This window comes from Lelliottia sp. EB106-05-01-XG201, from assembly GCF_058791735.1.
The window spans coordinates 207,931-232,369 of the sequence record NZ_JBYTDV010000001.1; the positions used below are offsets into that span (position 1 = coordinate 207,931).

Sequence of the window (24,439 nt, forward strand, 5' to 3'; positions counted from 1 at the left end):
CCTTATTTCCCCAATTTTGCCTAAACAAACCCGTTTCGTACTGTATATCTTGCAGTCAGCGGGTATACTGATTCCTTCCATTTAAAACCACACGTATCCAGCACGAAATACTATGCAAAAGTTTGATACCAAGACCTTCCAGGGCCTGATCCTGACATTACAGGATTACTGGGCTCGTCAGGGCTGCACCATTGTTCAACCTTTGGACATGGAAGTTGGCGCCGGCACTTCACACCCGATGACTAGCCTGCGTGCGCTGGGGCCTGAACCTATGGCTACCGCGTATGTGCAACCGTCCCGTCGTCCGACGGATGGCCGCTATGGCGAAAACCCGAACCGCTTACAGCACTATTATCAGTTCCAGGTGGTGATTAAGCCTTCCCCGGACAATATCCAGGAGCTGTACCTTGGTTCCCTGAAAGAGCTGGGCGTGGACCCGACCATTCATGACATCCGCTTCGTGGAAGATAACTGGGAAAACCCAACGCTGGGTGCCTGGGGTCTGGGCTGGGAAGTGTGGCTGAACGGCATGGAAGTGACGCAGTTTACTTACTTCCAGCAGGTTGGCGGTCTTGAGTGTAAGCCGATCACCGGCGAAATCACCTACGGTCTGGAACGTCTGGCTATGTACATTCAGGGCGTAGACAGCGTTTACGACCTGGTCTGGAGCGACGGCCCGCTGGGTAAAACCACCTACGGCGACGTGTTCCATCAGAACGAAGTGGAGCAATCCACCTATAACTTCGAATACGCGGACGTGGACTTCCTGTTCACCTGCTTCGAGCAGTATGAGAAAGAAGCGCAGCAGCTGCTGGCGCTGGAATCTCCGCTACCGCTGCCAGCCTACGAGCGTATTCTGAAGGCCGCCCATAGCTTCAACCTGCTCGACGCCCGTAAAGCGATCTCCGTGACTGAACGTCAGCGCTATATTTTGCGCATTCGCACGCTGACCAAAGCCGTTGCAGAAGCTTACTACGCGTCCCGTGAAGCCCTTGGCTTCCCGATGTGCAACCGAAATAAATAAGAGGCGGCCATGTCTGAGAATACTTTCCTGGTGGAAATCGGCACCGAAGAGCTGCCACCAAAAGCCCTGCGCAGCCTGGCGGAATCCTTTGCTGCGAACTTTACGGCTGAGCTGGATAACGCTGGCCTGGCACACGGCAACGTCGAGTGGTTTGCCGCTCCGCGCCGTCTGGCGCTGAAAGTTGCGAACCTCGCGGCCTCTCAGCCCGATCGTGAAGTGGAAAAACGCGGCCCGGCGATTGCCCAGGCGTTTGACGCCGAAGGTAAACCGAGCAAAGCCGCTGAAGGCTGGGCACGTGGCTGCGGGATCACCGTTGACCAGGCCGAGCGTCTGGCGACCGACAAAGGTGAGTGGCTGCTGTATCGCGCCCATGTGAAAGGCGAAAGCGCAGAAGCGCTGCTGCCAAACATGATCGCCACGTCACTGGCAAAACTGCCGATTCCAAAACTGATGCGCTGGGGCGCAAGCGACGTGCACTTCGTGCGTCCGGTTCACACCGTGACCCTGCTGCTGGGCGATAAGCTGATCCCTGCGACTATCCTGGGTATTCAGTCCGATCGCGTGATTCGCGGCCATCGCTTCATGGGCGAGCCAGAATTCACCATCGACAATGCCGATCAGTACCCGCAGATCCTGCTGGAGCGCGGCAAAGTCATTGCCGATTACGAGCAGCGTAAAGCCAAAATCAAAGCGGACGCGGAAGAAGCGGCGCGCAAAATCGGTGGCAACGCCGATCTGAGCGAAAGTCTGCTGGAAGAAGTGACCTCGCTGGTGGAATGGCCGGTGGTGCTGACCGCCAAATTCGAAGAGAAATTCCTCGCCGTTCCGGCGGAAGCTCTGGTGTACACCATGAAGGGTGACCAGAAGTACTTCCCGGTATACGCAGCGGACGGCAAACTCCTGCCGAACTTTATCTTCGTGGCGAACATTGAATCGAAAGATCCGATCCAGATTATCTCCGGTAACGAGAAAGTGGTTCGTCCACGTCTGGCGGATGCGGAATTCTTCTTTAATAGCGACCGTAAAAAACGTCTGGAAGATCACCTCCCGCGCCTGCAAACCGTTCTGTTCCAGCAACAGCTCGGCACGCTGCGTGACAAAACCGATCGTATCGCAGAGCTGTCCGGCTGGATTGCTCGTGAGATTGGTGCGGATGTGAATCACGCGACCCGCGCAGGCCTGCTCTCTAAGTGCGACCTGATGACCAACATGGTGTTCGAGTTTACCGACACCCAGGGCGTGATGGGCATGCACTATGCGCGCCACGATGGCGAAGCGGAAGATGTTGCCGTTGCGCTGAACGAGCAGTATCAGCCGCGCTTCGCGGGTGACGATCTGCCGTCCAACCCGGTGGCTTGTGCTGTGGCGATTGCCGATAAAATGGATACCCTCGCGGGGATCTTCGGTATTGGCCAGCATCCAAAAGGCGACAAAGACCCGTTTGCACTGCGTCGTGCGGCGCTGGGCGTGCTGCGTATCATCGTTGAGAAGAACCTGAATCTGGATCTGCAGACGCTGACCGAAGAAGCGGTGCGTCTGTACGGCGACAAGCTGACCAACGCCAACGTGGTGGATGACGTTATCGACTTTATGCTGGGCCGTTTCCGCGCCTGGTATCAGGACGAAGGCTACACCGTCGACACTATTCAGGCGGTGCTGGCGCGTCGTCCGACTCGTCCGGCCGATTTCGATGCGCGTATGAAGGCGGTTTCCCACTTCCGTACTCTGGAAGCGGCGTCCGCGCTGGCTGCGGCCAATAAGCGTGTTTCCAATATTCTGGCGAAGTCCGACGAGCAGCTGACCGAGCGTGTAAACGCCGCGACGCTGAAAGAGCCAGAAGAGATCGCTCTGGCGATGCAGGTCGTGGTGCTGCGCGACAAGCTGGAGCCGTACTTCGCGGAAGGTCGCTATCAGGAAGCGCTGGTGGAACTGGCTGAGCTGCGTGAAGTGATCGACGCCTTCTTCGAGAAAGTGATGGTGAACGTAGAAGATAAAGAGCTGCGTATTAACCGTCTCTCTATGCTCGAAAAACTGCGTGAGCTGTTCCTGCGCGTGGCGGACATTTCGCTCCTGCAGTAATCTGCTTTACCCGGTTGGGCCTACAGGTTCTGAAACCCGCTTCGGCGGGTTTTTTATGGCGAAAAAATAACCTTGAAATCCTGGCCTGAGTGCCGTTATCCTTTATCCCGTTAACTTTTCCTTCCTGGAGCGCATCCCGAAAATGAACAAACACGACTGATGAATTTCGATCCTTGCTAAACGCGAACGCGTCGGCAGGGGATGTTTTGATTTCATTCAGGAGTGCTTATGGCTCATTTTGCGCAATCCCCTTCTTTTATTTTGCATCAGGTCACCTGTCAGTTTGCGACGGGCGATACCCTTTTTGGTCCACTGAATTTCTCTCTTGAGCCGTCGCGCTGTGCGCTGGTTGGGCGTAACGGCAGCGGTAAAACGCGCCTTTTACGTCTGCTGGCCGGGCTGGACTCTCCGGCGAGCGGGCATATTGAGCGTCTGGGGACACACGCGTATGTCGCTCAGCAGCATGATATTTCGGCGCACACGACGCTGGTGGAACTACTGGGCTACGATCAGATTTTCGCGGCCCGTCGACGCATCGACAGCGGCGATTACCAGCCGGAGGATCTGGAACGTCTCGACGGCTACTGGGACTTAGCGGAACGACTCACCGCGGCGTTTCTCTCGGCCCATCTTCCACCTTTTGATCCCGATAAACCCGCCTCCGAGCTCAGCGGCGGCGAACGCGTGCGTGCTTTGCTGTGCGGAGCCTTTACCTCCGGGGCTGACTATCTGCTGCTGGATGAACCGACAAACCACCTCGATCGACCGGGGCGGGAGTGGTTTTACGCCCAGCTGGCGCGCTGGTCTGGCGGGGTGATGGTCGCGTCGCACGATCGTGAGTTACTGGCGCAGGTGCCTCGCATTCTGGAACTCAGCGGTGCCGGGCTGCGCGTGTATGGCGGTAATTATGCGGACTACCAGCGCCAGCGGGATACCGAACAGCAGGCGGCGCGCGCGGCGCTGGAACATGCCGCCACCGAGCGCAAACGCACCCGCGCGCGTATGAATAAAGAGCATGACGCCAGCCAGCGGCGATCCGCGCAAACCCTGCGCACCGTCGATACCCTGAATATCGCCTCGTTTGAGCGGATCAAATACAAGATGGCGGCGAAAGAGCGGCCCGGTACTTGGCGTAAGCAGCATCACGAGCAGAATGATGCTCTGAACGCCGCCGTCAGCCTGGCGCGGGATCGCGTGGAGGAAGACTGTCCGGTGATGTTTACCCTGCCGGGGAGCCGCATCGCCGAGGGCAAGCAGGCGGTGGTGCTGGAGGATCTGGTTCTGCCGTATGTGAATACGCCGCCTGTTCACTGGCGAATGGACGGGCCGATGCGCGTGGCGCTGCGCGGGCCGAACGGCTGCGGAAAATCGACGCTGTTAAAGATAATCCTCGGTGAGCAGGAACCTGTTTCCGGCTCGTGTAGCGTATCGGTGACAACCGCGTATCTCGATCAGCATTTGTCGCAGCTCGATCTTACGCAGTCGGTAATGACGCATCTCAATCTGCACGATACGCCGCTGGAAGAGGGCGTGCTGCGCAGCCGTCTGGCGCAGCTTCAGCTGGGTGCGGATAAAGTTTCCCTGCCGTTAGGGGAGCTGAGCGGCGGTGAACGCCTGAAAGCGGCGCTGGCCTGTGTGTTGTGGCGGGAAGAGGCTGCGCAATTGCTGCTGCTGGATGAGCCGACCAACCATCTGGATTTGGCGTCTGTGCAGGCGATTGAAGCGGCGCTGGCCGATTTCCCCGGCGCGCTGCTGGTGGTGTCGCACGATCAGGTTTTCCTCGATGGACTCAGGCTGACCCATGAACTGGTGTGGACGGAGAAAGGGTGGCGCAGTGAACGGCTCTAAAATACAAACCCCCGCAGTAGCGGGGGCGGTAACATGAACGTACTCACTTATGGCGTACTGACTGTTGAAGCAACCTGAATCATGCGCATCAGTTTAAGCTCGGTCGTGGAGGGTTTTACACGTTTTGATTCCCACTCATGCACCATGGCCACACTGACGCCCATCTCTCGGGCGAAATCATCAATTTTTAACCCTGTCCCTTTGCGTAATCGCTCAAATTCAGTAAAGGGATTCGTCTTTTGGGACGGGGTGACTGTCTGCGATAAATCTTTAAAAACAATTTGTTCCAGGCTGGTTAACAGCTCAAACATAGGATCTTTAGATTCCATTAAGAACTCCTCTTAAATCACACAGCGGGATCGTGAACATCAGAGAGCCAATTAAGAATAGCCTCAAAAGAGTGCATAAGATCGTCACGTCTGTGACTAATCGTGCGGTAACGATCGACTTATTCGTTTCAGCAGAAGAGTGACTGACCCTAATTGCCTGATTAATCGAAACAGGAGTTGGTTGATATTTTTTTGTAAATCGTAAGAAAAAAAACGGCAATAGCCGTTTTGCATGAAAATAGTATCTTGCCAGCCTGACCTGGACTATCCTTGTCAGCGTCGGGCACGCGTGTGCCGGTGTGCGTTTTTTGGGTGAAAGGAGTATTAAAATGGCGACAGGAAAGTCCTGCTCTCGCTGGTTTGCGCCTATTGCGGCGTTATTGATGGTAGTTAGCCTGAGTGGGTGTTTCGATAAAGAAGGCGATCAGCGTAAAGCGTTTATCGATTTTCTACAAAATACCGTGATGCGCAGTGGCGAGCATCTGCCGACGCTGACTGCGGATCAGAAAAAACAGTTTGGTCCCTTCGTTTCCGATTACGCCATCCTTTATGGTTATTCACAGCAGGTGAATCAGGCGATGGATTCTGGTCTTCGTCCGGTTGTGGACAGCGTAAATGCGATTCGCGTTCCGCAGGACTATATGACTCAGCGCGAGCCGCTGCGCCAGTCTAACGGTGCGCTCGGCGTGCTGAGCCAACAGCTGCAGAATGCCAAAATGCAGGCCGATGCGGCGCGTTCTGCGCTGAAGCAGGGTGAAGATCTCAAGCCCGTGTTTGATCAGGTGTACGAGAAAGTCGTCACTAAACCATCAGATGCGATGCAGCCGCTGATCCCAGCCGCGCAGATCTTTAGCCAGCAGCTGGTGCAGGTGGGCGATTTTATTTCCCAGCAGGGGACACAGGTGAGCTTTGTGTCGAACGGCATTCAGTTCCCGACCTCACAGCAAGCCAGCCAGTACAACACGCTGATTGGGCCGCTCGCCTCTCAGCACCAGGCCTTTACGCAGGCCTGGAGCGCGGCAGTCACCGCGACGGAATAAAAGAAAAACCCCGCCTGGTGCGGGGTTTTTTACAGGCTGATAAAAATAATGCTTGTCATTCGTCTACCACATCGGTATAACTATTCCTGTCGGTTTGTTACACAGACCTAAAGCAGTTTAGTTAAGTAGTCCAGATGAGTTATCCAAAGATACCTTCGTAGTGACCCTTCCTTCATCGCTTAAAAATCTGTAACACATTCCATCATCGCGCCGGAAGGCAAAACGTATTTTAAAAAGGTAATTTCTATGTCTGGTAAAATGACTGGTCTGGTAAAATGGTTCAACGCTGATAAAGGCTTCGGCTTCATCACTCCTGACGATGGCTCTAAAGATGTATTCGTACACTTCTCTGCTATCCAGAACGAAGGCTACAAATCTTTGGACGAAGGTCAGAAAGTTTCCTTCACCATCGAAAGCGGCGCTAAAGGCCCAGCAGCTGGTAACGTTGTAAGCCTGTAAGCTTCCAACTCAGCAGCACAAGAATTTAAAAACCCGCCTCTGGCGGGTTTTTTTCGTTTCAGGGTTTGTGATTATTTGACCTGCGGGTTCACGCAGTTCTTCTCGACCTTCCCGTTCAGCGCATCGATCAGATTATCCACCGCCGTGGACGCCATATTGTAGCGCGTCTCATGCGTCGCCGAACCGATGTGCGGCAGGGCAACCACGTTGGGCAGCGTCAGCAGCGGCGATTCGACCGGCAGCGGCTCTTGCTCGAACACGTCCAGACCGGCCGCATGGATCTCCCCGTTTTGTAATGCTTCAATCAATGCCTTCTCATCCACCACCGGCCCACGGCCTGCGTTGATGAAAATCGCTGATTTTTTCATTTTCGCGAACTCGGCTTTGCCGATCAGATGATGAGTCTCATCCGTCAGCGGCAGGATCAGGCAGACATAATCCGCTTCCTGTAGCAGCGTATCCAGATCGCAGTAACGGCCATTGAAACGCTCTTCGGCTTCTTTGTGCTGACGACGCGCGTTGTACAGAATCGGCATGTTAAAACCGAAATGCGCGCGCTGGGCCAGCGCCAGGCCGATACGTCCCATGCCGACAATCCCCAGCGTTTTGCCATGAACGTCCACACCAAACCAGTCGGGTCCGATGCTTTTGGTCCATTCGCCCGCTTTCACGCGTTCGGCGACCTCCACCACCCGGCGCGCGGTGCTGAGCACCAGCGCCATCAGCGTATCTGCCACCGTCTCCGTGAGCGCGGTCGGCGTGTGCATCAGCAGAACCTTGCGGGCGTTGAGTGCGTCGACGTCGAAGTTGTCGTACCCGACCGAAATGGTCGAAGTGGCACGAAGCTTCGGCATTTTTTCCAGCAATGCGCTGTCCACTTTTTCGCTCGAGCCGAGCAGCCCTTCCGCGCTGGCAAAGGCGTCTGCGTGCTGCGCCACGGTCGCCGGGCTCAGGTTCTTCACCTGGGTGACGGTGAAGTGTTCCTCAAGGCGTTTCTGTAGATCGTCGGGCAATGCTTTGTACAAAATGACGGACGGCTTCATGCTAATCTCCGTTGATTTTAAAGGGTTCAGGCGTGACGTGCGCCGGCAGGGATCTGTTGATTATTAGCAGGCTTAACAATCAAAGTAAGCCACACCGAAGCGAAAAGTGCCACCCCCATAAATATGTACGAGGCCGCCGGGCTGCCGGTTGCACCGTTCAGGTAGCCGACAAACCAGGAGCCAAAGAAGGAGCCTAGCGCGCCCATACTGTTGATCAGCGCCATCGCGCCACCGGCCACATTACGCGGCAGCATTTCCGGGATGATGGCAAAGAACGGGCCGTACGGCGCGTACATCGCAGCCCCGGCAATCACCAGCAGCGTGTAAGAGACCCAGAAATGGTTGGCGCCAACGGCCCAGGAGCCGATAAAAGCGAAACCGGCAATCAGCAGCAGCGGCCAGACGAACAGCTTACGGTTTTGCAGCTTATCCGACGCCCACGACACCACAATCATCGCGATGGTCGCCGCCAGATACGGCACCGACGACAGCCAGCCCACTTCCACCATACCCAGGTTTTCACCGCCGCTGCGGATAATCGACGGCAGCCACAGCACGAAACCGTACACCCCGATGCTCCACGCGAAATATTGCATGCAAAGCAGGACGACGTTGCGCGAGCGGAACGCCTCGCCGTAGTTACGCACCGCTTTCAGCCCCTGCTGTTCTTTATCCAGCTCGGCCTGCAGCGCGGCTTTTTCACTCTCAGACAGCCAGGTCGCCTGCGTCGGTTTGTCTTTTACCAGCACCCACCAGCAGAATGCCCAGATGATCGCCGGGAAGCCTTCGATGATGAACATATGACGCCAGCCGAACGACTGAATCAGATAGCCCGATACTACCGACATCCACAGCACCGTCACCGGGTTACCGAGGATCAGGAATGTATTGGCGCGCGAACGTTCGGATTTGGTAAACCAGTTGCTGATGTAGATCAGCATCGCGGGCATCACGGCGGCTTCAACGACGCCGAGAATAAAGCGAATGGCCGCCAGGGCCGGAATGTTATTGACCATCCCGGTGAGTGACGCGCAGGCTCCCCACAAAATCAGGCAGACAAAAATCAGTTTGCGCACGCTGCGGCGTTCGGCGTAAATCGCGCCGGGGATCTGGAAGAAGAAATACCCGAGGAAGAAGAGGGCGCCTAACAGGGAAGAGACGCCTTTGGTGATCCCCAGATCTTCGGTGATCCCCGCGGCGGAAGCGAAACTGAAGTTCGCGCGATCAAGGTACGCCAGGCTGTACGTGATAAACACGATAGGCATGATGTACCACCAGCGTTTGACTGCATTGGTCGATGTGTTCATGGGCTTGCCTCTGTGGTTGAGGTTTATACCGCCGTTGTCTGTAGGGTACACGGTGGCTAATTGTTGTTACTCGGATAATTGTGTTCTTGTGGGCAATCCTTCGCTGTCGCCTTGCACCTGAATGGCCAGCGAGCCGATTTTGTTCCCGCGTGCGACGGCCTGTTGCAGCGTTTTCCCTTCCAGCAGGGCGCTAATTACTCCTACTGCGAAACCATCTCCTGCGCCGACGGTATCGACGACGTTGTCGACCCTCACCGCCGTGACGGCACCTTTCTCGCCGTCGGCTGTTTTAAACCAGGCGCCGTCGGCCCCGGTTTTCAGCACTACGGTGTCCACGCCGCGCTCGAGATAAAAATCAGCGATCCCTTCCGGGGTTTGCTGCCCGGTGAGGATCATGCCCTCTTTCAGGCCAGGCAGAACCCAGTTGGCCTGGAACGCCAGATGGTTAAGTTTTTCAACCATTTCGGCTTCGCTTTTCCACAGCACCGGGCGCAGGTTTGGATCGAACGAGATCGTTTTGCCCTGAGCTTTCATGGCACTGGCCGCGTGATCGAGCAGGGCATAGGAACTGGCCGATAGCGCCGCTGCGACGCCGCTCAGGTGCAGGTGTCGCGCGGAGGCAAAGTAAGCGGGATGATAATCCTGCGTTGAGAGATGGCTGGCAGCGGACCCTTTGCGGAAGTATTCCACAATGGGATCGGTTCCATTTTCGACTTTAGATTTGAGCTGAAAACCGGTGGCGAAGCGGGCATCGAGCGTCACGCCCGCGCCGTCGATACCCTCTTTTTTCAGGGAATCCAGCACAAAGTGGCCGAAACTGTCGTCGCCCACGCGGCTGACCCAGCCGACTTTGAGCCCAAGGCGTGCCAGACCGGTTGCCACGTTCAGCTCGGCGCCTGCCACGCGTTTGATAAATTGTTCGACCGAGCGCAGTTCGCCCGTTTCCGTAGCCACAAACATGGCCATCGCTTCGCCGATGGTGATGACGTCCAGAGAATCAGACATGACGTGTCTCCTCACGCAGCAGATTGACGTAATGGCGGGTGACCGCCGCTAAATCGGGCCCTTCCAGCGGAAACTCAATCCCGCGCGGGGCGTCTGCCGGAAGCTGGTCCAGCAGATCCATCCAGCGCGCATCGGCGCGATCCGGTGCGATAGCGCGGTAGTGCTGATGATGCGGCACCGCGGCTTTAACGTGGATATAGCTCACCGCCGGGGCCAGGTGGCGCGCGGCTTCTTCCGGTGATTCACCGACCCAGAGCCAGTTTCCGGTATCAAACGTGAGCGTGACCGGCAGTTCCATCACCCGGCAGGCTGCCTTGAAACGCTGCATCGGCGCGAGCTGGCCGCAGTCGGTCTGATCGTTTTCCACTACCAGCGCCATGCCGCTCTCATCGAGCAACTCTCGCAGTGCTTCAAGGGGCTGCTTATCGCGGAAATGGCCCAGCGAGACTTTCAGCCACAGGGCATTGAGGGTACTGGCTTCTTGCAGATAGCGCGGCAGATCCGGGTTGAGCGTGCCGTCTGGCATCAAAAGAGGCGCGGGGGCGGAGTAACAGGCGAACAAACCGAGCAGTTCGATGGATTGCGCGAGTGTGGGGAGAGACTGTAACTCTTCTTCGCTGAACAGTTCCCGGCGGATCTCGACGCCATCGGCACCGCCCGAGGCTATAACCGGCAGCATGGCCCGCTGGCCGCCTGCCTGACGGACCTGATCCGCGCCATACGCGGCGGTGACGACGATGATTTTCCTGCCCATTAGCTGACTCCCATTCATAGCTGATAGGTATTACGCTAGATGGAACCGGTTCCAAAGAAAAGGTCAGGATGTTGAATTTATGATCGTCATCACGAAGGGGTTAACGCGAGGTGGAGCCGCGTACGATCAACTCGCCGGAGAAAACTTGCTCGCGTACGGTGTCGGTCATGCCTTCAATGCGGCGTACCACCTGCTCGACGGCGGCATAGCCGATCTGCCAGGTAGGCTGTTTGAGGGTGGTTATACCGACGCCCGCCAGTTCGGCCCATTCGAGTTCATCGAAGCCGAGCAGGCCGATATCGCTGCCCCAGTTCAGGCCAATGCGTTTGAGGGCGCGGGCCACCTGCAGCGTGAGCGCGCCGTTGGCGGAGATCACTGCTTTGCGCATCCCGCGATGGCGGGTGTGGAACTGACGCAAGGTGTTATCCATCTGGTCGGCTTCGTGCAGGGGGATTTCGGCATTTTCGGCAATCACGCCGGGATAACGCGCCAGCGTAGCGCGAAATGCGCTCAGACGGTCGCGACGAGTGTTGACCATCCCCAGCGGTTCGCTCATGAACAGAATGGCTTCGAAACCTTGTTCAATAAGATGTTCTGTGGCGGTGGTGGCGGCCTGCGTGTTGTCCAGCCCAACCACATCACAGGCGAATTCCGGGATTTTGCGATCGATGAGCACCATTGGCAGGGACGACTGTTGCAGGCGGTTAAGCCCCTCTTCGCGCATCCCGACGGCGTTGACCACAATGCCTTCCACCTGGTAGCTGCGCAGCAGATCGAGATAGTGCAGCTCCTGGTCGACTTCGTTGTTGGTGTTACACACCAGCGGGGTGAAGCCTTTTTCGCGGCACGCGGCTTCGATGCCGCTCAGGACGTTGACGGAGTAGGGGTTGGTGATATCGGCGATGATCAGGCCGATCAGGCGGGTGCGACCATGCTTCAGGCCGCGGGCCATCAGGCTGGGACGATAGTCGAGTTCGGCGATGGCCTGCTCAATACGAGCCAGCAGCGCGTCGGAAAGCAGGTGTTTCTCGCCGTTGAGATAGCGCGAAATACTGGTTTTACCGGTTTTGGCGGCTTTCGCCACGTCGCTGATGGTGGGCCGTGCTGATTTGCTCATCGCTGATTCCCTTAGGATTAGTGAGAACACCTTAGCGGGAAAATCAGCGATGGCAAGCGCTTCATGCCGGATGGCGCTGCGCTTATCCGGCCTACGCTCGGGGATTTTGTAGGCCGGATAAGCGTAGCGCCATCCGGCAATGTACTTATTGAATAGGGCTTAACGTTATTTCAACTCGGCGGTTTTGCGCTTTGCCTTCTGCCGTGCTGTTGCTGGCGATTGGGTTCGCTGGGCCCATGCCGTTGGTGCGGATACGGGTAGCCGCAACGCCCTGGGTGATCAGCGAGCTGGCGACGGAATCCGCGCGCTGTTGCGACAGACGCATGTTCAGATCCTGGCTGCCGGTGCTGTCGGTGTAGCCCGTCACGTTCACTGCGGTTTTATTGTACTCTTTGAGGACCATCGCCACGCCGGTCAGGGTGTTGGCACCCGCCGGTTTCAGCGTCGCGCTGCTGCTGTCGAAAGTCACGTTGTTCGGCATGTTCAGGATGATATTGTCGCCACTGCGCGTCACGCTCACGCCCGTTCCCTGCATTTTGTCGCGCAGTTTCGCTTCCTGCACGTCCATGTAATATCCCACGCCGCCGCCCAGGGCTGCGCCCGCTGCGGCACCAATCAGTGCGCCTTTACCGCGATCTTTCTTCGAGGAAGAGAGTGCGCCAACGCCTGCGCCGACTAATGAGCCAATACCCGCGCCGATGCCGGATTTGCCTGCTTCACGTTCGCCGGTGTAAGGGTTGGTTGTGCAGCCAGAAACCGCCAGCGCGCCGCTGACCAGAGCCGCAATGACAAGTACGCGTTTATTCATCTTATTTCCTTAATCCTTTTTATTCTTTGCCACGAAGCGCGTGGCGGTTGATTATGACGCCCAGAGACGCAGAAAATTCCAGGGCTAACTCTGAAATTTGTGTCCAAATCTTAAATAGCCTCAAAGAAGGCCGTCATACCTGCAACAGACAAACCCAGGAGCGCACGCTTGACCACTTCAATAAAAACGATTCTGACCGCCGCCCACTGGGGCCCGATGCTGGTTGAAACCGACGGCGAGAATGTCCTCTCCTCGCGCGGGGCGCTGCCGACGCAGCATCCGAATTCGTTACAAACCGTGGTGCGCGATCAGGTGCACAGCAAAACGCGCGTACGCTGGCCAATGGTGCGTAAGGGCTTTCTGGCGTCGCCCGATAATCCACAGGGGACGCGCGGGCAGGATGAATTCGTTCGGGTGAGCTGGGACGATGCGCTGCAGCTTATCCACACCCAGCACAAACGTATCCGTGAGACCCACGGCCCTGCGTCGATTTTCGCGGGCTCTTACGGCTGGCGTTCGAACGGCGTGCTGCACAAAGCGGCGACGCTCCTGCAGCGCTACATGAGTCTGGCGGGCGGCTATACCGGGCATCTCGGTGACTATTCGACGGGCGCGGCACAGGCGATCATGCCCTACGTTGTCGGCGGAAATGAAGTGTATCAGCAGCAAACCAGCTGGCCGCTGGTGCTGGAGCATACGGACGTGGTGGTGCTGTGGAGTGCTAATCCGCTCAACACCCTCAAGATTGCGTGGAACGCCTCGGATGAGCAGGGTATCGGCTATTTTGATGCGCTGCGCAAGAGTGGCAAACGCCTGATTTGTATTGACCCGATGCGCTCCGAAACCGTCGATTTCTTCGGCGACAGCGTCGAATGGCTGGCCCCGCATATGGGAACCGACGTGGCGATGATGCTGGGTATCGCCCATACGCTGGTGGAAAACGGCTGGCATGACGAAGAGTTCCTCAGTCGTTGCACCACGGGCTATGACTCATTCGCCGACTACCTGACGGGCAAAATCGACGGGATCGCCAAAACCGCCGAGTGGGCGGCCGAAATTTGCGGCATAGAGGCGGGGAAACTCCGCGAACTGGCGGCACTGTTCCACGCAAACACCACCATGCTGATGTCCGGCTGGGGGATGCAGCGCCAGCAGTTCGGCGAGCAGAAACACTGGATGCTGGTGACGCTGGCGGCGATGCTGGGCCAGATCGGTACGCCGGGCGGCGGTTTTGGTTTGTCGTATCACTTTGCCAACGGCGGGAATCCGACGCGCCGCGCCGCGGTGCTGGCCTCGATGCAGGGCTCCGTCAAAGACGGCACAGATGCCGTGGATAAAATCCCGGTAGCGCGTATCGTCGAAGCGCTGGAAAACCCCGGCGGCTTTTATCAGCACAACGGCCAGGATCGCCATTTCCCGGATATCCGTTTTGTCTGGTGGGCGGGCGGTGCGAACTTTACCCATCATCAGGATACTAACCGCCTGATCCGCGCCTGGCAGAAGCCGGAGCTGGTGGTGATCTCCGAATGCTTCTGGACGGCGGCGGCCAAACATGCCGATATCGTCCTGCCAGCGACCACCTCGTTTGAGCGTAACGATCTCACCATGACCGGCGACTACAGCAATCAGCACATGGTGCCGATGAAACGTGTGGTTGCGCCGCGCGATGAAGCGCGGGATGATTTCGAAGTGTTTGCGGAACTGAGCGAGCGCTGGGAAGCGGGCGGACTAGAGCGTTTCACCGAAGGAAAATCCGATCTCGACTGGCTGGAGACGTTTTACCAGATCGCCGGAGAGCGCGGCGCGCCTCAGGGCGTGACCTTGCCGCCGTTCGCCCGGTTCTGGGAAGCGAACGAGATTATCGAAATGCCGGAGAGCGAGCAGAACGCGCAGTTTGTCCGTTTCGCCGATTTCCGCCGCGACCCACAAAACCATCCGCTGAAAACGGAAAGCGGCAAAATTGTGATCACCTCGCAGCGCATTGCCAGCTTTAACTATGCCGACTGTCCACCACATCCGATGTGGCTGGAGCCGGACGAGTGGCACGGCAACGCGCAGCCGAAACAGCTACAGGTGCTCTCGGCCCATCCGGCGCATCGTCTGCACAGCCAGCTCAACTATTCATCGCTGCGGGAATCTTATGCCGTGGCGGGACGTGAGCCGATCACTTTACATGCGGAAGATGCGAAGGCGCGCGGTATTGTTGACGGTGACGTGGTGCGCGTCTGGAACGCACGCGGACAGGTGCTGGCGGGCGCGGTGGTGAGCGAAGGGATTAAGCCCGGCGTGATCTGCATCCACCAGGGCGCCTGGCCGGATTTGGATCTGACGGAAGGCGGGATCTGCAAAAACGGCGCGGTGAACGTGCTCACCAAAGATCTCCCCAGCTCGAAGCTGGGGAACGGCTGCGCGGGAAACACGGCGCTGGCCTGGGTCGAGAAATATCAGGGGCCCGAGCTGACGCTTACGGCGTTTGATCCGCCTGCCAGCTCATGATCCACGTCGGGTGTTGAGTCTCTTCCTGCCAGGCGCTGTCTTCAATGCGAAAACCCTGAGCATGGTAGAAATTCACCGCCCGACTGTTCTTCTGGTAAACCTCAAGGCTGAGATACGGGTAGTGCTGCTGCACATGGTGGATCAGTGCGTGGCCGATCCCCTTGCCCATATGCGCGGTGGCGACAAACAGCGCGCCGATAAACTGCGACTGCATCACGCTGATAAACCCGCGCACTTCGTCTTCCTCTTCCCACACCCAGGTTTCGGCGGAAGGAAGATAGGCGTCGCGCACCAGCGTCTCGCTCTCTATCCAGTATTGCGGGTCGATAAACGGGTGCGCGTCGGTGGTGCTTTCAAGCCATAAACTGAGCAGCGGCGCGGTGTTTTCACTTTGCCATTTGCGGATCATGTTGGCCTCCAGGGTGGCAGAAACAGCCCGTGATGTGATCGTTCACCAGGCCGCAGGCTTGCATGAAAGAGTAGCAAATCGTGGTGCCAACAAATTTGAAGCCGCGCTTTTTCAGTGCTTTAGACAGGGCATCGGAGGCGGGTGTCGACGTCGGGATTTCACCCATTGTCGCGGCCTGTGTCACCTGCGGCGTGTTGTCGACAAACGACCAGACAAATTCACAGAACGGCTCGCCGTTTTCGGCCATCGCCAGATACGCTTTGGCGTTGCCAATGATGGCCTGAATTTTACTGCGATGACGAATGATTCCCGCATCGAGTACCAGCCGTTCGACATCTTCTTCGGTCATGGCCGCCACCGCAACGGGATCAAAATGGTGGAAGGCTTTGCGGTAGTTTTCCCGCTTCTTCAGTACCGTGATCCACGATAAACCCGCCTGCTGCCCCTCCAGACAGATCATCTCAAAGAGCTTTTGACCGTCGGTCTCCGGCACGCCCCATTCTTTATCGTGATAGTCGATATAGAGCTGATCCTGGCTAACCCATCCGCAACGTTGCATTGGTTTTCATCCTTAATGATTTTAACCCGTAAAAAAATCAACCTGGCTGGCTTGACGTGTGTCTTAAAAAGACAATATTTAATTAAGGGCTTTGCCCTCATACCTCTCTCTAACAATGACAAATATCGCCGAATTCGGCTCTTTCTGGAGTCGCTTTGATGATGATAAAAATAATCAGTGGTCGCCATGCCTTTACTGGCCTGGCGGGAATACCTGTCTGTTTGTTTTTTTGTAGCACAGCATACGCCTGGCAACAGGAATATATCGTTTCGGACGCGCAAAATAATACGACCGAACGCTATACATGGGACGCCGATCACCAACCGCGTTATGAGGATATTCTCGCGGAGCGGATCCGTTCTTCCCAGAATGGTCCGGGTGTGGCGTTGAATTCGCCGGAAAATTATCCTGCCGAATCCGCCAGTACCATGAGTTTGAGCGTCAATATTCCGGTGACGAACAATGTGACCACCGGGCCCGTCGCCGAGTGGCATTACGACGCTTCGTCGCCAATGGTTTACAACGAGTTTGGGGATAACGGCAGTAAGGCGCTAACCGATCCGCTCTGGCATGCCAGCGTGAGCACCCTTGGCTGGCGGGTGGATACGCGCGTGGGCGGTCTCCGGCCCTGGGCGCAGATCAGCTATAACCAGCAATTTGGCGATAATCAGTGGAAGTCCCAGTCCGGGATGAGTCGTCTGCCTGCCTCGATGCAGTACGATAACTGGATGGATGTCACCGTAGGGGCCGACGTGCTGCTTTACCCGCATATGGCGGCCTATGCTTCGTTATCCCAGGCCGATAGCACCATGACCGGGGCTGATTATCTTTATACGCTGGGCGTGAGCGCGAGATTTTAATTTTGTTACTGAAATCAACCTGACGATAACATCTTAAATACAATAACGGCCGGGCTTGTAGCGATAGCAGGCACTAACAAAAGGCGTTTCGCGCTTCCCGGCAAGGTCATTCATTCCAGATTCCAGGCATTTCATTCCGTCTCTCCTGCATTTCATGCCGTTTTCCCCCTGCTAATTTGAGGTTTTGTTTATCGTTGTCTGCAGCGAATTCCCTTAATTTCTCTTGCAGGACAACTGCCATGAACACATCAACTTACAACCGCACTCGTTGGCTGACCCTTTTTGGCACCATCGTGACGCAATTTGCGTTGGGATCGGTGTATACCTGGAGCCTGTTTAACAGCGCGCTCTCCGACAAACTCGGCGCACCGGTGAGTCAGGTCGCGTTCTCCTTCGGCCTGCTGAGCCTCGGGCTGGCGTTGTCCTCCTCCGTCGCCGGGAAATTGCAGGAGCGTTTTGGCGTGAAACGCGTCACCATGGCCTCTGGCATTCTGTTAGGTGTCGGTTTCTTCCTGACAGCGCACTCCAGCAACCTGATGATGCTCTGGCTGAGTGCCGGTGTGCTGGTCGGTCTGGCGGACGGCGCGGGTTACCTGTTGACTCTGTCGAACTGCGTGAAGTGGTTCCCGGAGCGTAAAGGCTTGATCTCTGCCTTCTCTATTGGCTCTTATGGCCTGGGCAGCCTCGGGTTTAAATTTATCGACTCCCATCTGCTGACCTCCGTGGGCCTGGAAAAGACCTTCATGATCTGGGGCGCTATCGTGCTGGTGATGATTCTGTTCGGCGCGACGCTGATGAAAGATGCCCCGCAGCAGGAAGTCAAAACCGTTAACGGCGTGGTGGAAAATGACTTCACCCTGGCCCAGTCCATGCGTCAGCCGCAGTACTGGATGCTGGCGGTGATGTTCCTGACGGCGTGCATGAGCGGTCTGTATGTGATTGGCGTGGCGAAAGATATTGCGCAAGGGATGGTGAAACTGGATGCGCTGACAGCGGCGAATGCGGTGACGGTGATTTCCATCGCTAACCTCTCCGGTCGTCTGGTGCTGGGGATTCTCTCCGACAAAATCGCCCGTATCCGTGTGATTACGCTTGGGCAAGTGGTTTCTCTGGTTGGTATGGCGGCACTGCTGTTTGCCCCGCTGAACGAGATGACCTTCTTCGCGGCGATTGCCTGTGTAGCCTTTAACTTTGGCGGCACCATCACCGTCTTCCCGTCGCTGGTGAGCGAATTCTTTGGCCTGAATAATCTGGCGAAGAATTATGGGGTGATTTATTTAGGTTTTGGTATCGGCAGCATCTGCGGGTCGCTGATTGCCTCGCTGTTCGGCGGCTTCTATGTCACCTTCTGCGTGATCTTCGCGCTGCTGATTATCTCACTGGCGCTCTCCACCACTATTCGCCAGCCGCAGCGGGAAGTCTTTAACGAAGCACATGCCTGATGAATGATTGAAAAGGCTGGAGTTTCCGGCCTTTTTTTCACTGCCTTAACGTCCGTTTTTTGACCCACTCTGTTATCGAACTTGATTTTTTGTAAATATCTACTGCAATCACACTCTCTGTTGCCACTTTTCCCCTTCTCTGTGGTCTACTTACCACGCTTTAGACGTTTCTGATAACGATCCCCTGAGCGAATATCTACTCTGTTCACTTTTGCAGTCAAAAGTGAATGTCGTGACTGTCCCTTTTTCCGGGTAGCTTGCATGAAATATATTAAATCGATGACTCAACAAAAGCTGAGCTTTTTGCTGGCGTTGTACATCGGCCTGTTTATGAATGGCGCTGTTTTTTTCCGTCGGTTTGACGGATACGCGCAGGATTTTACCGTCTGGAAAGGAATCGCCGCGGTTGTTGAATTGGCCGGTACTGTTCTGGCTACTTTTTTCTTATTACGTCTGCTCTCTCTGTTTGGCCGCCGTCTCTGGCGCGTCCTGGCTTCGCTGGTGGTGCTCTGTTCGGCGGGTGCCAGTTATTACATGACATTTATGAACGTGGTTATTGGCTACGGCATTATTGCCTCAGTCATGACGACGGATATCGACCTTTCAAAAGAGGTGGTAGGACTGCACTTTGTCCTGTGGCTGGTGGGCGTGAGCGCGCTGCCGCTGCTGCTGATCTGGAGTAACCGCTGCCGCTATACCCTGCTGCGTCAGATGCGCACGCCGGGGCAGCGTATCAGAAGCGTGGCGATTGTGCTGCTGGCCGGGCTGATGGTCTGGGGCCCGATTCGTCTACTTGAAGTGAAGCAGAGGAACGACGAACGCACCTCTGGCGTGGATATGCCAAGCTACGGTGGCGTAGTCGCCAACTCCTATCTGCCTTCTAACTGGATTTCCGCGCTGGGCTTATATGCCTGGGCGCAGGTGGATGAGTCCTCGGATAATAAATCCCTGCGGAATCCGGCGAAGGAGTTCACCTACGAAGCCCCGAAAGATATCGACGACACTTATGTGGTCTTTATCATCGGTGAAACGACGCGCTGGGATCACATGGGGATTCTGGGCTACGACCGTGACACCACACCGAAACTGGCGCAGGAGAAAAACCTGGTCGCCTATAGAGGTTATTCCTGTGATACAGCGACCAAGCTGTCGCTGCGGTGTATGTTTGTGCGCGAGGGTGGGGCGGATGATAACCCGCAGCGTACCCTGAAAGAGCAGAACGTCTTCTCGGTGCTACATCAGCTTGGGTTTAGTGCCGACTTGTATGCGATGCAGAGCGAGATGTGGTTCTACAGCAACACCATGGCGAAGAACATCGCCTATCGTGAGCAGATCGGTGCCGAGCCGCGCAACCGCGGGAAGAGCGTCGACGATATGTTGCTGATCGACGAGATGAAGGGTTCTCTGAGCAACAATCAGGATGGTAAGCACATGATCATCCTGCATACCAAAGGCTCGCACTTCAACTACACCCAGCGTTATCCGCGCAGCTTTGCCAAATGGACGCCGGAGTGCGTGGGCGTTGACAAAGATTGCACTAAAGAGCAGCTGATTAACTCGTACGATAACTCGGTGATGTATGTGGATCACTTTATCGAGAGCGTGATTGACCAGGTGCGCGACAAGAAGGCGATTGTTTTCTATGCCGCCGACCACGGTGAATCGATCAACGATTTCGAGCACCTGCACGGTACGCCGCGCAAAATGGCGCCACCGGAGCAGTTCCGCGTGCCGATGATGGTCTGGATGTCGGATAAGTATCTGGAGAACCCGGATAAAGAGAAGATGTTCCAGCAGCTGAAAAAAGAAGCCGCGATGAAGGTGCCTCGCCGCCACGTTGAGCTGTACGACACCATTATGGGTTGTCTCGGCTATACCTCACCCAACGGTGGGATTAACGAGAATAACAACTGGTGTCACATCCCTGAGGGTGCGTCAAAAGCCGCTAAGTAACCGAGCTGGCGAGTTTCTCGCCAGTCGAATGGCTTTTTGCAGATAAGGGATTGACGGGGGCGCACCCCAGCAGTAAGATGCGCTCCGCATTCGGCGAGTAGCGCAGCTTGGTAGCGCAACTGGTTTGGGACCAGTGGGTCGGAGGTTCGAATCCTCTCTCGCCGACCACATTCGAAAAACCTGCTTTTAAAGCAGGTTTTTTTTCGTCTGGAGTTTGTGAGGATGAGAATCTCCGGGGTAGGAGGTTCGACCCGAGCGAAGCGAGGGAACGTTGCTTTAGCAACGGCCCGCAGGGCGAGCCACGTAGTGGCGAGTCATCCTCTCTCGCCGACCACATTCGAAAAACCTGCTTTTAAAGCAGGTTTTTTTTCGTCTGGAGTTTGTGAGGATGAGAATCTCCGGGGTAGGAGGTTCGACCCGAGCGAAGCGAGGGAACGTTGCTTTAGCAACGGCCCGCAGGGCGAGCCACGTAGTGGCGAGTCATCCTCTCTCGCCGACCACATTTAAAAAAGGGCTAACCGCAAGGTTAGCCCTTTTTGCATTATGGGCTTATCCACGCCGACCGGCCAAAACGCTCCTTATCCCCGCATTCCCCTGCCTGTTAACGATTTTGTGACATAATCCATTGTATTTTTTTATATATGGATTGATCTTTTTTCGCGTTGCTTATGGATAAGCTCAGCATTTTCCGCTGTGCGTTTTAACGTTCGTGGCATTTACTGCGCAGATAATCGCCATTCTGTAAGAAAATTTACGCGATCTGAATAAATGTTAATCACTGATTGTTGCGAAATATGAAGAGAGTTGTGCTGCAAGATGAGGAGTAGCATAAATTTCCCTGCTGAAAATAGACGCCTAAAGTTTTTTTAATCTTTGTTTGCCGTTTCTCACCCTCAACGTAAATCCCCGTCACCTGTATTGACGTTTTCACATTCTGTTGACAGATTGTAGGGCACGAGGGGCATTTCAGGGAGGATCTGCGCTGCAACTCCGACGCTCTTCTGAAAGGAATCTCCAACCCTTATCACGCCTTCGGGCATCACCGACCGGACCGGGTAAAAAATAAATAAAGGTCAGGCGGCGTAACACAACAAAGCAAAACATCACATTGGAGCAGAATAATGAGTATTTCCTTGAAGAAGTCAGGGATGCTGAAGCTTGGTCTGAGCCTGGTCGCTCTCACCGTCGCGGCAAGCGTACAGGCAAAAACCCTGGTTTACTGTTCTGAAGGCTCGCCGGAAGGTTTTAACCCACAGCTGTTCACCTCTGGTACCACATACGACGCAAGCTCCGTACCTATCTATAACCGTCTGGTTGAATTCAAAACCGGTACCACGGAAGTCATTCCGGGTCTGGCTGAGAAGTGGGAAGTCAGCGAAGACGGCAAAACCTATACCTTCCATCTTCGCCAGGGCGTGAAGTGGCAGGACAACAAAGATTTCAAACCGACGCGTGAGCTGACTGCGGATGACGTTGTCTTCTCCTTCGACCGTCAGAAGAACGCACAGAACCCGTACCACAAAGTCTCTGGCGGCAGCTATGAGTACTTCGAAGGGATGGGTCTGCCGGATCTGATCACCGAAGTGAAAAAAGTGGACGACAAAACCGTTCAGTTCGTACTGAGCCGTCCAGAAGCGCCATTCCTGGCTGACCTGGCTATGGACTTCGCCTCTATTCTGTCGAAAGAGTACGCGGACAACATGCTGAAAGCGGGCACCCCGGAAAAAGTGGATCTGAACCCAATCGGTACCGGTCCATTCCAGCTGCAGCAGTACCAGAAAGACTCCCGTATTCTGTACAAAGCGTTCGAAGGTTACTGGGGCACCAAGCCGCAGATCGACCGTCTGGTCTTCTCCATCACGCCTGACGCATCCGTGCGTTACGCCAAACTGCAGAAAAACGAGTGCCAGGTCATGCCGTACCCGAACCCGGCTGACATCGCTCGCATGAAGCAGGACAAAAACATCAACCTGCTGGAGCAGGCGGGCCTGAACGTGGGTTACCTCTCCTTCAACACCGAGAAGAAACCGTTTGATGACGTGAAAGTGCGTCAGGCGCTGACTTACGCGGTGAACAAAGAAGCGATCATCAAAGCCGTTTACCAGGGCGCGGGTGTGGCTGCTAAGAACCTGATCCCACCAACCATGTGGGGCTACAACGACGACGTTAAAGACTACTCCTACGATCCTGAGAAAGCGAAAGCGCTGCTGAAAGAAGCAGGCCAGGATAAAGGCTTTACCGTTGAGCTGTGGGCGATGCCGGTACAGCGTCCATACAACCCGAACGCGCGCCGTATGGCGGAAATGGTTCAGGCTGACTGGGCTAAAGTCGGCGTTCAGGCCAAGATCGTCACTTACGAGTGGGGCGAGTACCTGAAGCGTGCTAAAGCAGGTGAGCACCAGGCTGTGATGATGGGCTGGACCGGGGACAATGGGGATCCGGACAACTTCTTCGCCACCCTGTTCAGCTGCGCAGCGGCGAAAGACGGTTCTAACTACTCTCGCTGGTGCTATAAGCCGTTTGAAGACCTGATCCAACCGGCACGTGCGACCGACGATCACAACAAGCGTATTGAACTGTACAAACAGGCTCAGGTAGTGATGCATGACCAGGCTCCGGCGCTGATCGTGGCTCACTCCACCGTTTACGAGCCAGTGCGTAAAGAAGTCAAAGGCTATGTGGTTGATCCGTTGGGCAAACACCACTTCGAAAACGTCTCAATCGAATAATTAAAAATGTAAGGGGTACGTGAGTACCCTAGTGCCCGGCGGCGCTGCGCTTGCGCGGGCCTACGAGAGTAGGCCGGGTAAGCGCAGCGTCACCCGGCAGTTGTGAGCAATACAGACGCACGGTTCCAGGCTGTGAGTCTCTAGAGAGAGTACGGGATATGTTGCAGTTCATCCTCCGACGTCTGGGACTTGTCATCCCCACGTTTATCGGTATCACCCTTCTCACTTTTGCCTTCGTCCATATGATCCCCGGCGACCCGGTAATGATTATGGCGGGTGAGCGTGGTATCTCCCCTGAACGCCACGCGCAGCTGCTGGCCGAACTCGGCCTCGATAAGCCGATGTGGCAGCAGTACCTCCACTATATCTGGGGCGTATTGCACGGTGATTTAGGGATTTCGCTGAAAAGCCGTCTTCCGGTGTGGGACGAGTTTGTGCCGCGTTTTAAAGCGACGCTGGAACTCGGTATCTGCGCCATGATTTTCGCCGTTGCAGTCGGTATTCCCGTCGGTGTACTGGCTGCGGTTAAGCGCGGCTCTATCTTCGATCACACCGCCGTTGGCCTGGCGCTGACCGGTTACTCCATGCCTATCTTCTGGTGGGGCATGATGCTGATCATGCTGGTCTCGGTGCAGCTCAACCTGACGCCGGTCTCCGGCCGCGTGAGCGACATGGTATTCCTCGATGACTCCAACCCGCTCACCGGCTTTATGCTGATTGATACGGCGATCTGGGGCGAAGAGGGCAACTTCATTGATGCGCTGGCGCACATGATCCTGCCTGCGATGGTGCTTGGGACGATTCCACTAGCGGTGATCGTGCGTATGACCCGTTCGTCGATGCTGGAAGTGCTGGGCGAGGATTATATCCGTACCGCTCGCGCCAAAGGGCTGACCCGTATGCGCGTCATTATCGTCCATGCCTTGCGTAACGCGATGCTGCCGGTGGTGACCGTTATCGGTCTGCAGGTGGGAACCTTGCTGGCCGGGGCGATCCTGACCGAAACCATCTTCTCCTGGCCGGGCCTGGGACGTTGGCTGATCGACGCGCTGCAGCGCCGTGATTATCCGGTTGTGCAGGGCGGTGTGTTGCTGGTGGCGACGATGATTATCCTCGTCAACCTGCTGGTCGATCTGCTGTACGGCGTGGTGAACCCGCGTATTCGTCATAAGAAGTAA

Annotated in this window: 20 protein-coding genes, 1 tRNA gene and 2 other RNA genes; 14 read left to right on the forward strand and 9 right to left on the reverse strand. The window is 56.0% G+C overall.

The features are described from left to right. Window positions 1-112 precede the first annotated feature (112 nt). From glyQ to AC3WS9_RS00955, 3 genes are all read left to right on the forward strand, one after another. Entirely contained in the window at window positions 113-1,024 is a 912-nt protein-coding gene (gene glyQ / locus AC3WS9_RS00945; RefSeq protein WP_095280253.1) for a glycine--tRNA ligase subunit alpha, read from the forward strand. 9 nt (window positions 1,025-1,033) lie between these two features. Further along, window positions 1,034-3,103 carry a glycine--tRNA ligase subunit beta gene (gene glyS / locus AC3WS9_RS00950; RefSeq protein WP_492486225.1) on the forward strand — a complete coding sequence of 690 codons (2,070 nt, stop codon included), beginning with the start codon at window positions 1,034-1,036 and terminating at the stop codon, window positions 3,101-3,103. A gap of 228 nt (window positions 3,104-3,331) precedes the next feature. After that, the gene (locus tag AC3WS9_RS00955) at window positions 3,332-4,951 is read left to right on the forward strand and encodes an ABC-F family ATP-binding cassette domain-containing protein (protein WP_492486227.1); all 1,620 of its coding nucleotides are present in this window, start codon (window positions 3,332-3,334) and stop codon (window positions 4,949-4,951) included. Window positions 4,952-4,998: 47 nt separating this feature from the next. On the opposite strand, the gene AC3WS9_RS00960 is transcribed toward AC3WS9_RS00955, so the two are convergent. Then, the gene (locus tag AC3WS9_RS00960) at window positions 4,999-5,280 is read right to left on the reverse strand and encodes an HTH-type transcriptional regulator (RefSeq protein ID WP_282493026.1); all 282 of its coding nucleotides are present in this window, start codon (window positions 5,278-5,280) and stop codon (window positions 4,999-5,001) included. Window positions 5,281-5,609: 329 nt separating this feature from the next. Here AC3WS9_RS00960 and AC3WS9_RS00965 point away from each other — a divergent pair, with 329 nt between their 5' ends. After that, the gene (locus tag AC3WS9_RS00965; protein ID WP_282493025.1) at window positions 5,610-6,320 is read left to right on the forward strand and encodes a DUF3053 domain-containing protein; all 711 of its coding nucleotides are present in this window, start codon (window positions 5,610-5,612) and stop codon (window positions 6,318-6,320) included. Between the two features lie 246 nt (window positions 6,321-6,566). Beyond that, window positions 6,567-6,779 carry a transcription antiterminator/RNA stability regulator CspE gene (gene cspE / locus AC3WS9_RS00970; RefSeq protein ID WP_006177792.1) on the forward strand — a complete coding sequence of 71 codons (213 nt, stop codon included), beginning with the start codon at window positions 6,567-6,569 and terminating at the stop codon, window positions 6,777-6,779. A gap of 71 nt (window positions 6,780-6,850) precedes the next feature. Here the strand turns inward: cspE and ghrB are convergent, their stop codons facing one another. From ghrB to AC3WS9_RS01000, 6 genes are all read right to left on the reverse strand, one after another. Continuing rightward, window positions 6,851-7,822, reverse strand: coding sequence for a glyoxylate/hydroxypyruvate reductase GhrB (gene ghrB, locus AC3WS9_RS00975; protein ID WP_492486231.1), 972 nt, complete (start codon window positions 7,820-7,822; stop codon window positions 6,851-6,853). A 26-nt stretch (window positions 7,823-7,848) separates the two neighbouring features. Next, complete coding sequence (locus AC3WS9_RS00980; protein ID WP_285145684.1) at window positions 7,849-9,129, reverse strand: MFS transporter; 1,281 nt, start codon at window positions 9,127-9,129, stop codon at window positions 7,849-7,851. Between the two features lie 66 nt (window positions 9,130-9,195). Then, window positions 9,196-10,134 (reverse strand): sugar kinase, encoded by a 939-nt coding sequence (locus tag AC3WS9_RS00985; RefSeq protein ID WP_492486233.1) that lies wholly within the window; start codon window positions 10,132-10,134, stop codon window positions 9,196-9,198. Next, the gene (locus AC3WS9_RS00990; RefSeq protein ID WP_285158526.1) at window positions 10,127-10,888 is read right to left on the reverse strand and encodes a sugar phosphate isomerase/epimerase family protein; all 762 of its coding nucleotides are present in this window, start codon (window positions 10,886-10,888) and stop codon (window positions 10,127-10,129) included. The genes AC3WS9_RS00985 and AC3WS9_RS00990 overlap by 8 nt, the downstream gene beginning before the upstream one ends. Before the next feature lie 100 nt (window positions 10,889-10,988). Beyond that, entirely contained in the window at window positions 10,989-12,005 is a 1,017-nt protein-coding gene (locus AC3WS9_RS00995) for a LacI family DNA-binding transcriptional regulator (protein WP_282493020.1), read from the reverse strand. Window positions 12,006-12,150: 145 nt separating this feature from the next. Beyond that, window positions 12,151-12,813 carry an OmpA family lipoprotein gene (locus AC3WS9_RS01000; RefSeq protein ID WP_492486236.1) on the reverse strand — a complete coding sequence of 221 codons (663 nt, stop codon included), beginning with the start codon at window positions 12,811-12,813 and terminating at the stop codon, window positions 12,151-12,153. A 216-nt stretch (window positions 12,814-13,029) separates the two neighbouring features. Here AC3WS9_RS01000 and AC3WS9_RS01005 point away from each other — a divergent pair, with 216 nt between their 5' ends. After that, on the forward strand, window positions 13,030-15,309 hold the full coding sequence (locus AC3WS9_RS01005; RefSeq protein ID WP_492490293.1) for a molybdopterin guanine dinucleotide-containing S/N-oxide reductase: 2,280 nt from the start codon (window positions 13,030-13,032) through the stop codon (window positions 15,307-15,309). Here the strand turns inward: AC3WS9_RS01005 and AC3WS9_RS01010 are convergent. Both AC3WS9_RS01010 and tag read right to left on the reverse strand, forming a co-directional pair. Further along, the gene (locus AC3WS9_RS01010) at window positions 15,278-15,718 is read right to left on the reverse strand and encodes an N-acetyltransferase (protein ID WP_282493019.1); all 441 of its coding nucleotides are present in this window, start codon (window positions 15,716-15,718) and stop codon (window positions 15,278-15,280) included. The two genes, AC3WS9_RS01005 and AC3WS9_RS01010, sit on opposite strands and share 32 nt — an antisense overlap. After that, window positions 15,696-16,277 (reverse strand): DNA-3-methyladenine glycosylase I, encoded by a 582-nt coding sequence (gene tag, locus AC3WS9_RS01015; RefSeq protein ID WP_492486238.1) that lies wholly within the window; start codon window positions 16,275-16,277, stop codon window positions 15,696-15,698. Before tag ends, AC3WS9_RS01010 begins: the two co-directional genes overlap by 23 nt. Window positions 16,278-16,435: 158 nt before the next feature. Between tag and AC3WS9_RS01020 the strand changes: the two genes are divergently transcribed. The 8 genes from AC3WS9_RS01020 to dppB all read left to right on the forward strand — a co-directional run bounded on the left by AC3WS9_RS01020 (window position 16,436) and on the right by dppB (window position 24,439). Beyond that, window positions 16,436-17,137, forward strand: coding sequence for an autotransporter domain-containing protein (locus tag AC3WS9_RS01020; RefSeq protein WP_282493017.1), 702 nt, complete (start codon window positions 16,436-16,438; stop codon window positions 17,135-17,137). A gap of 239 nt (window positions 17,138-17,376) precedes the next feature. Further along, on the forward strand, window positions 17,377-18,579 hold the full coding sequence (locus AC3WS9_RS01025) for an L-lactate MFS transporter (RefSeq protein ID WP_282493016.1): 1,203 nt from the start codon (window positions 17,377-17,379) through the stop codon (window positions 18,577-18,579). Window positions 18,580-18,840: 261 nt separating this feature from the next. Next, a complete protein-coding gene (gene eptB / locus AC3WS9_RS01030; RefSeq protein WP_492486241.1) occupies window positions 18,841-20,532 on the forward strand; it encodes a kdo(2)-lipid A phosphoethanolamine 7''-transferase in 1,692 nt (563 codons plus the stop codon). A gap of 91 nt (window positions 20,533-20,623) precedes the next feature. After that, window positions 20,624-20,700 (forward strand) — tRNA-Pro (locus AC3WS9_RS01035). Between the two features lie 33 nt (window positions 20,701-20,733). Next, window positions 20,734-20,866, forward strand: a non-coding RNA gene (locus AC3WS9_RS01040) — RtT sRNA. A gap of 33 nt (window positions 20,867-20,899) precedes the next feature. Next, window positions 20,900-21,032: non-coding RNA, RtT sRNA (locus AC3WS9_RS01045), on the forward strand. A 621-nt stretch (window positions 21,033-21,653) separates the two neighbouring features. Further along, complete coding sequence (gene dppA, locus AC3WS9_RS01050) at window positions 21,654-23,261, forward strand: dipeptide ABC transporter periplasmic-binding protein DppA (protein ID WP_282493014.1); 1,608 nt, start codon at window positions 21,654-21,656, stop codon at window positions 23,259-23,261. Window positions 23,262-23,419: 158 nt separating this feature from the next. Beyond that, window positions 23,420-24,439 (forward strand): dipeptide ABC transporter permease DppB, encoded by a 1,020-nt coding sequence (gene dppB, locus AC3WS9_RS01055; RefSeq protein WP_100778115.1) that lies wholly within the window; start codon window positions 23,420-23,422, stop codon window positions 24,437-24,439.